The sequence below is a fragment of the Klebsiella terrigena genome, assembly GCF_012029655.1.
GTDB classification, from domain to species: domain Bacteria; phylum Pseudomonadota; class Gammaproteobacteria; order Enterobacterales; family Enterobacteriaceae; genus Klebsiella; species Klebsiella terrigena.
Map to the genome: position 1 here is coordinate 5,307,719 of NZ_CP050508.1, position 14,473 is coordinate 5,322,191.

The 14,473-nt window shown below is 54.8% G+C and carries 8 protein-coding genes, 1 tRNA gene and 3 rRNA genes; 2 read left to right on the forward strand and 10 right to left on the reverse strand.

Annotation, left to right across the window (positions count from 1 at the left end):
- Positions 1–31 precede the first annotated feature (31 nt).
- The 6 genes from aceB to HCK03_RS24900 form a co-directional block, all read right to left on the reverse strand.
- Entirely contained in the window at positions 32–1,633 is a 1,602-nt protein-coding gene (aceB, locus tag HCK03_RS24875; RefSeq protein WP_041143561.1) for a malate synthase A, read from the reverse strand.
- 260 nt (positions 1,634–1,893) lie between these two features.
- A complete protein-coding gene (metA, locus tag HCK03_RS24880; RefSeq protein ID WP_041143560.1) occupies positions 1,894–2,823 on the reverse strand; it encodes a homoserine O-acetyltransferase MetA in 930 nt (309 codons plus the stop codon).
- Positions 2,824–3,248: 425 nt separating this feature from the next.
- Positions 3,249–3,364 (reverse strand): 5S ribosomal RNA (gene rrf / locus HCK03_RS24885).
- Positions 3,365–3,460: 96 nt separating this feature from the next.
- A 23S ribosomal RNA gene (locus HCK03_RS24890) occupies positions 3,461–6,368 on the reverse strand.
- Between the two features lie 217 nt (positions 6,369–6,585).
- Positions 6,586–6,661: transfer RNA gene (locus tag HCK03_RS24895), tRNA-Glu, on the reverse strand.
- Positions 6,662–6,746: 85 nt separating this feature from the next.
- Positions 6,747–8,288 (reverse strand): 16S ribosomal RNA (locus HCK03_RS24900).
- The 16S, 23S and 5S rRNA genes sit together here with 1 tRNA gene alongside, the layout of an rRNA operon.
- 639 nt (positions 8,289–8,927) lie before the next feature.
- Between HCK03_RS24900 and purH the strand changes: the two genes are divergently transcribed.
- Together purH and purD are read left to right on the forward strand one after the other, a co-directional pair.
- Positions 8,928–10,517 (forward strand): bifunctional phosphoribosylaminoimidazolecarboxamide formyltransferase/IMP cyclohydrolase, encoded by a 1,590-nt coding sequence (gene purH, locus HCK03_RS24905; RefSeq protein WP_167692337.1) that lies wholly within the window; start codon positions 8,928–8,930, stop codon positions 10,515–10,517.
- 15 nt (positions 10,518–10,532) lie between these two features.
- The gene (purD, locus tag HCK03_RS24910) at positions 10,533–11,822 is read left to right on the forward strand and encodes a phosphoribosylamine--glycine ligase (protein WP_041143558.1); all 1,290 of its coding nucleotides are present in this window, start codon (positions 10,533–10,535) and stop codon (positions 11,820–11,822) included.
- A gap of 181 nt (positions 11,823–12,003) precedes the next feature.
- Here the strand turns inward: purD and HCK03_RS24915 are convergent, their stop codons facing one another.
- The 4 genes from HCK03_RS24915 to nfi all read right to left on the reverse strand — a co-directional run bounded on the left by HCK03_RS24915 (position 12,004) and on the right by nfi (position 14,471).
- Positions 12,004–12,696, reverse strand: coding sequence for a DUF1481 domain-containing protein (locus HCK03_RS24915; RefSeq protein WP_045858041.1), 693 nt, complete (start codon positions 12,694–12,696; stop codon positions 12,004–12,006).
- 12 nt (positions 12,697–12,708) lie between these two features.
- On the reverse strand, positions 12,709–12,981 hold the full coding sequence (gene hupA, locus HCK03_RS24920; protein WP_004097675.1) for a nucleoid-associated protein HU-alpha: 273 nt from the start codon (positions 12,979–12,981) through the stop codon (positions 12,709–12,711).
- Positions 12,982–13,166: 185 nt separating this feature from the next.
- Positions 13,167–13,757, reverse strand: coding sequence for a YjaG family protein (locus HCK03_RS24925; protein WP_041143557.1), 591 nt, complete (start codon positions 13,755–13,757; stop codon positions 13,167–13,169).
- A gap of 42 nt (positions 13,758–13,799) precedes the next feature.
- Positions 13,800–14,471: a deoxyribonuclease V gene (gene nfi / locus HCK03_RS24930; RefSeq protein WP_076948187.1), complete on the reverse strand. Its 672-nt coding sequence runs from the start codon at positions 14,469–14,471 to the stop codon at positions 13,800–13,802.
- Positions 14,472–14,473: the final 2 nt, after the last annotated feature.

The following is a 14,473-nucleotide window of genomic DNA, read 5'->3' on the forward strand; positions in this document are numbered from 1 at the left end:
CAGATGCTCCATAGGGTCACGAGTGGGTGAACTACGCCAACAGGCGGTAGCCAGGCAACGTTAAGAAATCAATCAGTTCGTCTGAGGTGGTGATTTGTTCCATCAGCCGCGCGGCATCGTCAAAGCGGCCGCTGCTGTAGCGGTGCTCGCCCAGCTCCTCCTGAATAACCATCAGCTCTTCGCCAAGCCACTGGCGGAACAGCGCTTTGGTCACCGGCGTCCCGTCGCTCAGCGTCTTCTGATGGTGGATCCATTGCCAGATAGAGGTGCGCGAGATTTCGGCCGTCGCCGCATCTTCCATCAGGCCATAAATCGGTACGCAGCCGTTGCCGGAGATCCAGGCTTCGATGTACTGCACCGCCACGCGAATATTGGCGCGCATCCCGGCTTCGGTACGCTCCCCGTCGCAGGGGGCCAGCAGCTGTTCGGCGGTAATCGGCGCATCCTGGTCCCGGCTGACGCCCAGCTGATTGGTCCTTTCGCCCAGCACGCGGTTGAAAACCTCCATCGCCGTATCCGCAAGGCCCGGGTGGGCAATCCAGGTGCCGTCATGGCCGTTTTTAGCTTCCAGCTCTTTGTCGGCGGTAACTTTGCCGAGTACCTGGCGGTTGCGTTCAGCGTCTTTGCTGGGAATAAAGGCCGCCATGCCGCCCATCGCAAACGCGCCGCGCTTGTGGCAGGTTTTAATCAGCAGGCGTGAATAGGCGTTGAGGAACGGCTTGTCCATCGTCACCACCTGGCGGTCGGGTAAAACACGGTCAGCATGGTTTTTTAACGTTTTGATATAGCTGAAAATGTAGTCCCAACGTCCGCAGTTCAGGCCAACGATATGGTCACGCAGCGCGTGGAGAATCTCATCCATCTGGAACACCGCCGGCAGCGTTTCAATCAGCAGCGTCGCCTTGATGGTGCCGCGCGGCAGTTCAAAGCGATCTTCGGTGTAGCTGAAGACTTCGCTCCACCAGGCCGCTTCCTGCCAGGCCTGGGTCTTCGGCAGATAGAAATAGGGGCCGCTTCCTTTCGCCAGCAGGGCCTGGTGGTTATGGAAGAAGTAGAGCGCGAAATCGAACAGGCTGCCGGGAATCGACTCCCCGCGCCAGGTCACATGTTTTTCCGGCAGATGCAGACCACGCACCCGACAAACCAGCACCGCAGGATCGGGCTTCAGCTGGTAGATTTTCCCCGCTTCGTTGGTATAGCTGATGGTGCCGTTGACCGCATCGCGCAGGTTAATCTGACCGTCGATAACTTTGTTCCAGTCAGGCGCCAGCGAATCCTCAAAGTCAGCCATAAATACTTTCACGTTGGCATTCAGGGCGTTAATCACCATCTTGCGTTCAACGGGGCCGGTGATCTCCACCCGGCGATCCTGTAAATCGGCCGGAATACCGCGAATCGTCCAGTCACCATTACGAATGGAAGCCGTTTCCGAAATGAAGTCAGGTAGCTTCCCGTCGTCGATATCCTGCTGCTGCTGGATACGGGCCGCCAGCAGTTTATTGCGCTCAGGCGTAAAGCGGCTCACCAGTTCCGCCAGGAACTCCACCGCCTCGGGCGTTAAGACCTGCTTTTCCTGCTCGCCATAGGGCTGGCCGAAGGCCAGTTCGTCAGTGATTGTCGCCTGTTGCGTCATTGTGCAGCTCCTCTTGGTTGATCCAGTTGGCGCGAGTGAAAGATCGTTGTCTGGTTTTCGCTCAACACAATTAAGACTACGCATTATTTTTCCAAAATCAAAAACAATTTCCATTTTAATTTTAATATCAATTCAACATATTGATAACATTAAAATTAAAGTTTATTTCGCACATGAATTGAATTTCGGAAACAAAAAAGGCACCCGAAGGTGCCAGAGGCAAAATGCTGAAACGCTTTAGGATCGCGTTGGCTGGAGGATTAATCCAGAGTCGGATTCATATGCCGCAGATCGTATGGCGTGATTTGGTAGACATAGTAGTTCAGCCAGTTGGCAAACAGCAGGTTTCCGTGACTTCTCCAGCTGGCCCGCGGTGTGTTTTGTGGGTCATCATGCGGGAAATAATTGGTCGGTACTTCCGGACTGAGCCCCGCTTCCACATCGCGGAAAAACTCCCCCGCCAGGGTATTGGCATCGTATTCCGGATGTCCGGTGACGAAGGCAATGCGCTTATCTTTGCTGGCAAACAGATAGGCATCGCCCTCTTCGGTTTCTGCCAGGATCTCTAAATCGGTATAGTCGCGGATCAGTGCGGCCGGAAAATCGGCATAGCGCGAGTGCGGCGCGAGGAAAGTATCGTCGAAACCTCGGGTCAGCAGCGCATGCGGATGCAAAATATGGTGTTCAAAGACGCCGGAGATTTTTTCAGTGCGGGTTTGCTTGGGGATGCCATAAAGGATATTGAGCGCGGCCTGTACGGCCCAACAGACAAAAAGCGTGGAGGTGACGTGATCCTTTGCCCACTCCAGCACCTGCTTAATCTGCGGCCAGTAGGCCACGTCGTTGAATTCGACCAGCCCCAGCGGCGCGCCGGTGACGATCAGGCCATCAAAGTTCTGGTCGCAGATGTCCTCAAAATTGCAGTAGAAGTTGTTCAGATGCTCGGTTGGCGTGTTGCGAGATTCACGCGCGTCGATGCGCAGCAGCTGGATATCGAGCTGGAGCGGAGAGTTTGATAGCAGCCGCAGGAACTGGTTTTCGGTCTCGATTTTCTTTGGCATCAGGTTGAGAATAAGCACCTTCAGCGGGCGAATTTCCTGGGTCGTTGCGCGCGTTGCCGTCATCACAAAGACGTTCTCACTACGCAAGAAATTGACGGCCGGTAGCTCGTCCTGCACCCGAATAGGCATAACTTTATTACCTCATAGCATACGTATAAACGTTTAGACATCCAGACAGCTAACAATAACCAGGAATAAGCAAAATGTCGAGTCTGCAAGCGGAAGGTGAGAAAGTTTCAACCACGCACGGGACAGAATACAGCGATTAATCGGCAGGAAGCATCATGAATATAGCGCTGCGCCGCGCGAGTCGGCAAAAAGCGGGCAACGGCTGACAACAGGGTGCTATGTGGCGGGATAAAGCAGCATTTTGACGCTACGTTTCACCGCTGCAGGGCGGAAGAGAGAGGGATTTTTCGGCGTTTTAGCGGCTAAAGGGTCAGGGATCGCGCTGTGCGCGGCCCCCGATCCGGGCGGCGTCAGGTCACTTTTCCTGAACCGCAGACAACAAAAAAACCCCATGCTTGCGCATGAGGTTTTTTTGTTTATTTGATGCCTGGCAGTTCCCTACTCTCACATGGGGAGACCCCACACTACCATCGGCGCTACGGCGTTTCACTTCTGAGTTCGGCATGGGGTCAGGTGGGACCACCGCGCTATTGCCGCCAGGCAAATTCTGTTACCAACACGCCATCACGGCCTGTCAGTTAATCTGTATCAGCTGAAAATCTCTCAAATTCATCACACCAAACAGCTTTGGCGTTGTAAGGTTAAGCCTCACGGTTCATTAGTATCGGTTAGCTCAACGTATCGCTACGCTTACACACCCGACCTATCAACGTCGTAGTCTTCAACGTTCCTTCAGGACTCTCAAGGAGTCAGGGAGAACTCATCTCGGGGCAAGTTTCGTGCTTAGATGCTTTCAGCACTTATCTTTTCCGCATTTAGCTACCGGGCAATGCCATTGGCATGACAACCCGAACACCAGTGATGCGTCCACTCCGGTCCTCTCGTACTAGGAGCAGCCCCCCTCAATTCTCCAGCGCCCACGGCAGATAGGGACCGAACTGTCTCACGACGTTCTAAACCCAGCTCGCGTACCACTTTAAACGGCGAACAGCCGTACCCTTGGGACCTACTTCAGCCCCAGGATGTGATGAGCCGACATCGAGGTGCCAAACACCGCCGTCGATATGAACTCTTGGGCGGTATCAGCCTGTTATCCCCGGAGTACCTTTTATCCGTTGAGCGATGGCCCTTCCATTCAGAACCACCGGATCACTATGACCTGCTTTCGCACCTGCTCGCGCCGTCACGCTCGCAGTCAAGCTAGCTTATGCCATTGCACTAACCTCCTGATGTCCGACCAGGATTAGCTAACCTTCGTGCTCCTCCGTTACTCTTTGGGAGGAGACCGCCCCAGTCAAACTACCCACCAGACACTGTCCGCAACCCGGATTACGGGTCTACGTTAGAACATCAAACATTAAAGGGTGGTATTTCAAGGTTGGCTCCACGCAGACTGGCGTCCACGCTTCAAAGCCTCCCACCTATCCTACACATCAAGGCTCAATGTTCAGTGTCAAGCTATAGTAAAGGTTCACGGGGTCTTTCCGTCTTGCCGCGGGTACACTGCATCTTCACAGCGAGTTCAATTTCACTGAGTCTCGGGTGGAGACAGCCTGGCCATCATTACGCCATTCGTGCAGGTCGGAACTTACCCGACAAGGAATTTCGCTACCTTAGGACCGTTATAGTTACGGCCGCCGTTTACCGGGGCTTCGATCAAGAGCTTCTCCTTACGGATAACCCCATCAATTAACCTTCCGGCACCGGGCAGGCGTCACACCGTATACGTCCACTTTCGTGTTTGCACAGTGCTGTGTTTTTAATAAACAGTTGCAGCCAGCTGGTATCTTCGACTGATTTCAGCTCCGTGAGCAAGTCACTTCACTTACCATCAGCGTGCCTTCTCCCGAAGTTACGGCACCATTTTGCCTAGTTCCTTCACCCGAGTTCTCTCAAGCGCCTTGGTATTCTCTACCTGACCACCTGTGTCGGTTTGGGGTACGATTTGATGTTACCTGATGCTTAGAGGCTTTTCCTGGAAGCAGGGCATTTGTTACTTCAGCACCGTAGTGCCTCGTCATCACACCTCAGCGTTAACAAGAGTCCGGATTTACCTAAACTCTCCGCCTACATGCTTAAACCGGGACAACCGTCGCCCGGCTAACATAGCCTTCTCCGTCCCCCCTTCGCAGTAACACCGAGTACAGGAATATTAACCTGTTTCCCATCGACTACGCCTTTCGGCCTCGCCTTAGGGGTCGACTCACCCTGCCCCGATTAACGTTGGACAGGAACCCTTGGTCTTCCGGCGAGCGGGCTTTTCACCCGCTTTATCGTTACTTATGTCAGCATTCGCACTTCTGATACCTCCAGCAACCCTCACAGGCCACCTTCAACGGCTTACAGAACGCTCCCCTACCCAACAACGCCTAAGCGTCGCTGCCGCAGCTTCGGTGCATGGTTTAGCCCCGTTACATCTTCCGCGCAGGCCGACTCGACCAGTGAGCTATTACGCTTTCTTTAAATGATGGCTGCTTCTAAGCCAACATCCTGGCTGTCTGTGCCTTCCCACATCGTTTCCCACTTAACCATGACTTTGGGACCTTAGCTGGCGGTCTGGGTTGTTTCCCTCTTCACGACGGACGTTAGCACCCGCCGTGTGTCTCCCGTGATAACATTCTTCGGTATTCGTAGTTTGCATCGGGTTGGTAAGTCGGGATGACCCCCTAGCCGAAACAGTGCTCTACCCCCGAAGATGAGTTCACGAGGCGCTACCTAAATAGCTTTCGGGGAGAACCAGCTATCTCCCGGTTTGATTGGCCTTTCACCCCCAGCCACAAGTCATCCGCTAATTTTTCAACATTAGTCGGTTCGGTCCTCCAGTTAGTGTTACCCAACCTTCAACCTGCCCATGGCTAGATCACCGGGTTTCGGGTCTATACCCTGCAACTTAACGCCCAGTTAAGACTCGGTTTCCCTGCGGCTCCCCTATACGGTTAACCTTGCTACAGAATATAAGTCGCTGACCCATTATACAAAAGGTACGCAGTCACCCCATAAAAGAGGCTCCCACTGCTTGTACGTACACGGTTTCAGGTTCTGTTTCACTCCCCTCGCCGGGGTTCTTTTCGCCTTTCCCTCACGGTACTGGTTCACTATCGGTCAGTCAGGAGTATTTAGCCTTGGAGGATGGTCCCCCCATATTCAGACAGGATACCACGTGTCCCGCCCTACTCTTCGAACTCACAGAATGTGCATTTTAGTGTACGGGAGTATCACCCTGTACCCTGCGACTTTCCAGACGCTTCCACTAACACACAAACTGATTCAGGTTCTGGGCTGTTCCCCGTTCGCTCGCCGCTACTGGGGGAATCTCGGTTGATTTCTTTTCCTCGGGGTACTTAGATGTTTCAGTTCCCCCGGTTCGCTTCGTTAAGCTATGTATTCACTTAACGATAGTGTGTCGAAACACACTGGGTTTCCCCATTCGGAAATCGCCGGTTATAACGGTTCATATCACCTTACCGACGCTTATCGCAGATTAGCACGTCCTTCATCGCCTCTGACTGCCAGGGCATCCACCGTGTACGCTTAGTCGCTTAACCTCACAACCCGAAGCTGTTTCGTAAAACAGGTCGTGTTGTGAAAATTTGAGAGACTCGAACACACCGTTTTTCCTTTCTTATTACGGAGAAAGGAAACAGTGTGTCGTTTCAATTTTCAGCTTGATCCAGATTTTTAAAGAGCAAATATCTCAAACATAACTCACTGAGTTAGTTTTGAGATATGGGGGTCGGCGACTTTCACTCACAAACCAGCAAGTGGCGTCCCCTAGGGGATTCGAACCCCTGTTACCGCCGTGAAAGGGCGGTGTCCTGGGCCTCTAGACGAAGGGGACACTGAAGTCTCAATCGCAAGACGCCTTGCTATTTACTTTTCATCAGACAATCTGTGTGAGCACTACAAAGGCAGGTTCTTTTAGGTAAGGAGGTGATCCAACCGCAGGTTCCCCTACGGTTACCTTGTTACGACTTCACCCCAGTCATGAATCACAAAGTGGTAAGCGCCCTCCCGAAGGTTAAGCTACCTACTTCTTTTGCAACCCACTCCCATGGTGTGACGGGCGGTGTGTACAAGGCCCGGGAACGTATTCACCGTGGCATTCTGATCCACGATTACTAGCGATTCCGACTTCACGGAGTCGAGTTGCAGACTCCGATCCGGACTACGACATACTTTATGAGGTCCGCTTGCTCTCGCGAGGTCGCTTCTCTTTGTATATGCCATTGTAGCACGTGTGTAGCCCTACTCGTAAGGGCCATGATGACTTGACGTCATCCCCACCTTCCTCCAGTTTATCACTGGCAGTCTCCTTTGAGTTCCCGGCCGAACCGCTGGCAACAAAGGATAAGGGTTGCGCTCGTTGCGGGACTTAACCCAACATTTCACAACACGAGCTGACGACAGCCATGCAGCACCTGTCTCAGAGTTCCCGAAGGCACCAAAGCATCTCTGCTAAGTTCTCTGGATGTCAAGAGTAGGTAAGGTTCTTCGCGTTGCATCGAATTAAACCACATGCTCCACCGCTTGTGCGGGCCCCCGTCAATTCATTTGAGTTTTAACCTTGCGGCCGTACTCCCCAGGCGGTCGACTTAACGCGTTAGCTCCGGAAGCCACTCCTCAAGGGAACAACCTCCAAGTCGACATCGTTTACAGCGTGGACTACCAGGGTATCTAATCCTGTTTGCTCCCCACGCTTTCGCACCTGAGCGTCAGTCTTTGTCCAGGGGGCCGCCTTCGCCACCGGTATTCCTCCAGATCTCTACGCATTTCACCGCTACACCTGGAATTCTACCCCCCTCTACAAGACTCTAGCCTGCCAGTTTCGGATGCAGTTCCCAGGTTGAGCCCGGGGATTTCACATCCGACTTGACAGACCGCCTGCGTGCGCTTTACGCCCAGTAATTCCGATTAACGCTTGCACCCTCCGTATTACCGCGGCTGCTGGCACGGAGTTAGCCGGTGCTTCTTCTGCGAGTAACGTCAATCGTCAAGGTTATTAACCTTAACGCCTTCCTCCTCGCTGAAAGTACTTTACAACCCGAAGGCCTTCTTCATACACGCGGCATGGCTGCATCAGGCTTGCGCCCATTGTGCAATATTCCCCACTGCTGCCTCCCGTAGGAGTCTGGACCGTGTCTCAGTTCCAGTGTGGCTGGTCATCCTCTCAGACCAGCTAGGGATCGTCGCCTAGGTGAGCCATTACCTCACCTACTAGCTAATCCCATCTGGGCACATCTGATGGCATGAGGCCCGAAGGTCCCCCACTTTGGTCTTGCGACGTTATGCGGTATTAGCTACCGTTTCCAGTAGTTATCCCCCTCCATCAGGCAGTTTCCCAGACATTACTCACCCGTCCGCCGCTCGTCACCCAAAGAGCAAGCTCTTCTGTGCTACCGCTCGACTTGCATGTGTTAGGCCTGCCGCCAGCGTTCAATCTGAGCCATGATCAAACTCTTCAATTTAAGTTTGATGCTCGTGAATTAAACTTCGTAATGAATTACGTATGTTCACTCAGAGACTTGGTATTCATTTTTCGTCCGAGGACGTTAAGAATCCATGTCACTTTGAGTGCCCACACAGATTGTCTGATAAATTGTTAAAGAGCAGTGCAACGCGGCTTTCGCTCACCGTTGCGAGGTGGCGTATATTACGCTTTCCTCTTTCAGAGTCAACCCCTTAATTCAGGATTTTTCTCTTCAACCGAACCGGCTAGTTAGTGTGAAGTGATTCACATCCGCCGTGTCGATGGAGGCGCATTATAGGGAGTTCTCGAGCGCCCGCAATAGTTAAATTGCAGAAAAATGACTGACTGCTGCATTCCCCAGCAAAACCCCGGTTTATACCCTCTTACGCACAGAATTATCCACAGACCGTCGGCGATCCTTCTCTATAAAGGCCGTCGCAGCGCCCTTCTATAAGGAGAGATAAGGAAAGATTTCCCCCTGCAAAGAGAAAGATAAAAATTCGCGAGCGTTGCGCAAACGTTTTCGTTACAATGCCGCGCTATGACACGGACGCCCGGTTGGGTGCGTTAGGTGAGTTTTTAGGCAAAAACTCACCTAACGCTCTCTGTAATATTCAAATCCTGGGGATTTAATACCATGCAACAACGTCGTCCAGTCCGCCGCGCCCTGCTCAGTGTTTCTGATAAGGCCGGTATCGTCGAATTCGCGCAGGCTCTTTCCGCTCGTGGTGTTGAGCTACTCTCTACGGGCGGTACCGCACGCCTGCTGGCAGAGAAAGGCCTGCCGGTAACCGAAGTCTCTGACTACACCGGTTTCCCGGAAATGATGGATGGACGCGTGAAGACCCTGCATCCGAAAGTACACGGCGGCATTCTGGGTCGTCGCGGACAGGATGATGAGATCATGGCGCAGCACGCTATCTCTCCTATTGATATGGTCGTCGTTAACCTCTACCCGTTTGCCCAGACCGTCGCCCGTGAAGGCTGCTCGCTGGAAGATGCGGTTGAGAACATCGATATCGGCGGCCCGACCATGGTGCGCTCCGCGGCCAAGAACCATAAAGATGTCGCTATCGTTGTTAAGAACAGCGACTACGCCGCCATTATTAAAGAGATGGACGCCAACGAAGGCTCCCTGACTCTCGACACCCGTTTCGACCTCGCTATTAAAGCTTTCGAGCACACCGCAGCCTATGACAGCATGATTGCCAACTACTTCGGCAGCATGGTTCCGGCCTATCATGGTGAAACTCAGGAAGCTTCAGGCCGCTTCCCGCGTACCCTGAACCTGAACTTCATTAAAAAGCAGGATATGCGCTACGGTGAAAACAGCCATCAGCAGGCCGCCTTCTATATAGAAGAAGAAATTAAGGAAGCATCCGTTGCCACCGCGCAGCAGCTGCAGGGCAAAGCGCTTTCCTATAACAACATTGCCGATACCGATGCGGCGCTGGAGTGCGTGAAAGAGTTCAGCGAGCCGGCGTGCGTCATCGTCAAGCACGCCAACCCGTGCGGCGTTGCGGTAAGCGATTCCCTGCTGGATGCCTACGACCGCGCCTATAAAACCGACCCAACCTCAGCGTTCGGCGGCATTATTGCCTTCAACCGCGAGCTGGATGCTGAAACCGCGCAGGCCATTATCTCCCGTCAGTTTGTCGAAGTGATCATCGCCCCGTCCGCTAGCGAAGCGGCGCTGAAAATCACCGCGGCGAAACAGAACGTCCGCGTCCTGACCTGCGGCGAGTGGACCTCACGCGTACCGGGCCTTGATTTCAAACGCGTTAACGGTGGGCTGCTGGTACAGGATCGCGATCTGGGCATGGTCACCCACGCTGAGCTGCGCGTGGTCAGCAAGCGCCAGCCAACCGAGCAGGAGCTGCGTGATGCGCTGTTCTGCTGGAAAGTCGCCAAGTTCGTCAAATCCAACGCTATCGTGTATGCCAAAGAGAATATGACCATCGGCATAGGCGCAGGCCAGATGAGCCGCGTTTACTCCGCCAAAATTGCCGGAATTAAAGCCGCCGACGAAGGCCTGGAAGTGAAAGGCTCAGCAATGGCATCCGATGCATTCTTCCCGTTCCGTGACGGCATTGATGCGGCCGCGGCAGTGGGCGTGAGCTGCGTGATCCAGCCTGGCGGCTCTATTCGCGACGAAGAGGTGATTGCCGCTGCCGACGAGCACGGTATCGCCATGATCTTCACCGACATGCGCCATTTCCGCCATTAATTCACGGAGTAACACATGAAAGTATTAGTGATTGGTAACGGCGGGCGCGAGCACGCGTTAGGATGGAAAGTGGCGCAATCGCCGCTGGTTGATACCGTTTATGTTGCTCCGGGTAATGCCGGCACCGCCCTGGAGCCCGCGCTGCAGAACGTGGCTATCGGCGTGACCGACATTCCGGCGCTGCTGAGCTTCGCACAGCGCGAAAATATCGATCTGACCATCGTCGGCCCGGAAGCGCCGCTGGTGATTGGCATCGTCGATGCCTTCCGCGCCGCCGGACTGAAAATCTTCGGCCCAACGGAAGGTGCCGCGCAGCTCGAGGGCTCTAAGGCCTTTACCAAAGATTTCCTCGCGCGCCACAAGATCCCCACCGCCGAGTACCAGAACTTTACCGAGGTTGAGCCTGCCCTTGCGTACCTGCGTGAGAAAGGCGCGCCGATCGTTATCAAAGCTGACGGCCTGGCGGCCGGGAAAGGCGTGATTGTTGCCATGACGCTCGAAGAGGCGGAAGCCGCCGTTAACGATATGCTGGCTGGCAACGCCTTCGGCGACGCGGGCCACCGTATCGTTATCGAAGAGTTCCTCGACGGCGAAGAGGCCAGCTTTATCGTCATGGTTGACGGCGAGCACGTGCTGCCGATGGCCACCAGCCAGGACCACAAACGCGTCGGTAACGGCGATACTGGCCCTAACACCGGCGGTATGGGCGCGTACTCTCCTGCTCCGGTGGTCACGGATGAAGTTCATCAGCGCACCATGGAGCGTATCATTTGGCCAACGGTCAAAGGGATGGCGGCGGAAGGTAATACCTATACCGGCTTTCTCTACGCGGGTCTGATGATCGATAAGCAGGGCAACCCAAAGGTAATTGAGTTCAACTGCCGCTTCGGCGATCCGGAAACGCAGCCCATCATGCTGCGCATGAAGTCGGACATGGTAGAGCTGTGCCTCGCCGCCTGCGACGGCAAGCTGGATGAGAAAACGTCAGAGTGGGACAGCCGCGCCTCTCTCGGCGTGGTCGTGGCCGCGGGCGGCTATCCGGGCAGCTACAGCACCGGCGACGAGATCTTTGGCCTGCCGCAGGAAGAAGCGGCGGATGGCAAAGTGTTCCATGCAGGCACCCAGCTTTCTGCCGACCAGCGCGTACTCACCAACGGCGGCCGCGTACTGTGCGTAACGGCGCTGGGCGATAGCGTGGCTCAGGCACAGCAGCGTGCCTATGAACTGCTTACCGATATCCGCTGGAACGGCAGCTTTAGCCGTGACGATATCGGCTGGCGCGCCATCGCTCGCGAGCAAAGCTAACGGCGTCGTTTCATCTGCCGGATTCACGCATCCTTCTTTATTAACGGGTGGCCTCAGTTTTGTGGCCGCCCGTTTTATTTGGCGCGCGCGGAGTACGGTTCTGCAAGGATCGGCGGCGCGATGTCCGGCAGGTGTGGTAACGAGGATCGGATGCAGCGGAGTATGAAGCGCAGGTATAGCGTTAGAAGGTTTTTTCCTGCGGTTGCCAGGTACAGAAGTCTTCGTTTGCCACCAGCAGCAGCTGCGAACCTTCGGAGGCTTCCAGCCACGCGACGCTGACCTCGACGGAGGAGTGATCCTGGCGGCGGGCGATATGGGCTAACGCCCGGGCATCGAGGTCGGGCTTAACGGTCTGCCCTTCACAGGTGGTGACGGTCCGATCGGCGTGCCAGCGTCCCTGACGCAGCACAACGCGGCCCTGACGCAACGCGTCGCTGGTCTGGCGGATCTGCGTCGCCCGGTAGCGGTAGAGCGCGACCTGGTCACTGGAGAGCTGCTGCTTTTGCCCGTCAATTTCACGCTGCATAAAGCTCAGCTCGCCCTGGTCATCAAAGCGGGCGCGAATATGTTCCGTGGTCTTGCCGTAAACGTTGAGCTCAATCAGCGTCAGCCGATCGCCCTGCCAGCGGTACTCGCTGGTTGAAGTGTTGCCGTGACGCCACGGGCTAAAAGCGGCGAGAAGATGCACCTCGCCATTGGAATCCATGCGCCAGATACGCATCGCTCCCTGGTTGTCAGCGTAGCCGCTGGCGGTAAAAGGCGGGAGCGAGGAATCATGGCTGCAGGCAGTGAGCAACAGTACGCCTGCCAGCGTCAGCGTGCGACGCCAGATAGACAAAAGGGGCTTAAAGGCCCCTTCGGTAAAACTGTACACTGCCACGCGGTCTTACTTAACTGCGTCTTTCAGTGCTTTGCCTGAAACAAACGCCGGCACGTTAGCAGCGGCAATTTTGATTTCATTACCGGTCTGCGGGTTGCGGCCAGTACGCTCAGCGCGGTGGTTCACTTTGAAGGTACCGAAACCAACCAGTTGGACAGCATCACCTTCTTTCAGAGACTCAGTAATTGCAGCCAGGGTAGATTCCAGGGCAGCTTTTGCCTGTGCTTTGGACAGGTCAGCTTTGTCCGCAATTACATCAATCAGTTGAGTCTTGTTCATAAGTTATCCTTACAATGTGTTTATCGCTTGCTAAGCACCGAGTGCGACGGAAATGCTGAAAAACACTCTCCTGCATACACGCACCGATAGCCACTTTTTTTCGCCCTCCAAATGTAGACCAGACGGGGGGCGGAATGGAAGCCTTCAGACGCTACAATTCAGGCGGTAAATCACGTTTTCTGGTCTCACTGCTGAAAATTTATACCAATATTGCTCTCGCCGGCTTCACGAAGGTCAGCGCGCAGTCCTTTTATCAGTTCAATATCGCGCTCTTCGCACTCGGCCAGCAGGCGGAAAATTTCCCACTGAATGTCCCATTCTTGTTCAACCGCCGGGTTTTCCTTGAGCTCTTCGTCGGTCATTTCACGACCTGCCTGGGTCATTTCCAGCATCGCGACGGTGGTAATGGAGCTCTTGCTCACCTCAATGGCGTGCTCGAGAGTTTCGCCGCTCAGGCGCGAGTGAACCAGCTCGCTTAATGCGACGCAGGCATCGATCGCCGGATAGACGCCGTACATATCATAGTCGTCAGCTGCCGGGATCGCCTCTTCCAGCTTCTCCAGCTGGCTATCAAAATTCACCTTCGCGTCTTTGACCGTTAAGGTTTCCCAGATCAGATCGAGGATACGGCGATACAGCTGGCCATCGGCAAATTCGGTTTGCTGGCAAAACATGGCGTAATTGGGGTACATGCGCTCACACAAGCAGGCCATAAAAGTGACGTGCTGCCAGCTTTCCAGCTTCTCCAGGCGCAGATGAATCGGGTTTTGTAACATGATGAATTCTCGAAGTCAGAAATTAGCCGCAGTTTACCTGAATCAGCCGTGATTTGCTTGCCAACGGATAAACGCCGGGCGCTCTGATGCGACCGCATCCGCCCAGCGCGTCGGCTCCGGCAGGCGATAGCCTTTCATACAGCGTTCCACCCACATTAGGGCGCTATCCAGGCCAACCCGGTGGCCGGTGCTGATAAAGAGCGGGTTACAGCGCACCTTGCTGCGCAGAACCCACGCCAGCTGTTCGTTTTTATCCATCAACGCCGTCAGCGCCCCCGGCTCATCGCCCGGAGCGTCGCATTTGCCGCACAGGCGCTTTTTCGCCACGCCGATGGTGGGCACATCCACCAGCAGCCCGAAATGGCTGGCTACGCCAAGACGGCGGGGATGGGAAATGCCGTGGCCGTCCACGAACAGCAGATCCGGTTTTTGCGAAAGCAGCTCCCACGCTGCCAGCAGCGCGGGGGTTTCACGAAAGGAGAGGAAGCCGGGAATATAGGGCATGGTGGTGGCAACGCGCGCCACCTGATATTCAACCAGCTCCAGCGAAGGCCAGGCCAGCAGCACCATCGCCGCTCGGGTGACTTCTCCTTCCTGCTCAAACCCAACATCCGCGCCGCCGATCAGCTGAGGCGGATCGCGATCCAGCCGATCTTCACGAATGACCGATTCTGCTAAATCCCGCTGCAGGGTACGTAGAGAAGCCAAATCCATAG

What these genes read in the sequence shown, in the direction of transcription:
- aceB (WP_041143561.1), bottom strand. Translation starts at nt 1,633, where the DNA reads ATGACGCAACAGGCGACAATCACTGACGAACTGGCCTTCGGCCAGCCC.
- metA (WP_041143560.1), bottom strand. Translation starts at nt 2,823, where the DNA reads ATGCCTATTCGGGTGCAGGACGAGCTACCGGCCGTCAATTTCTTGCGT.
- purH (WP_167692337.1), top strand. Translation starts at nt 8,928, where the DNA reads ATGCAACAACGTCGTCCAGTCCGCCGCGCCCTGCTCAGTGTTTCTGAT.
- purD (WP_041143558.1), top strand. Translation starts at nt 10,533, where the DNA reads ATGAAAGTATTAGTGATTGGTAACGGCGGGCGCGAGCACGCGTTAGGA.
- hupA (WP_004097675.1), bottom strand. Translation starts at nt 12,981, where the DNA reads ATGAACAAGACTCAACTGATTGATGTAATTGCGGACAAAGCTGACCTG.
- HCK03_RS24925 (WP_041143557.1), bottom strand. Translation starts at nt 13,757, where the DNA reads ATGTTACAAAACCCGATTCATCTGCGCCTGGAGAAGCTGGAAAGCTGG.
- nfi (WP_076948187.1), bottom strand. Translation starts at nt 14,471, where the DNA reads ATGGATTTGGCTTCTCTACGTACCCTGCAGCGGGATTTAGCAGAATCG.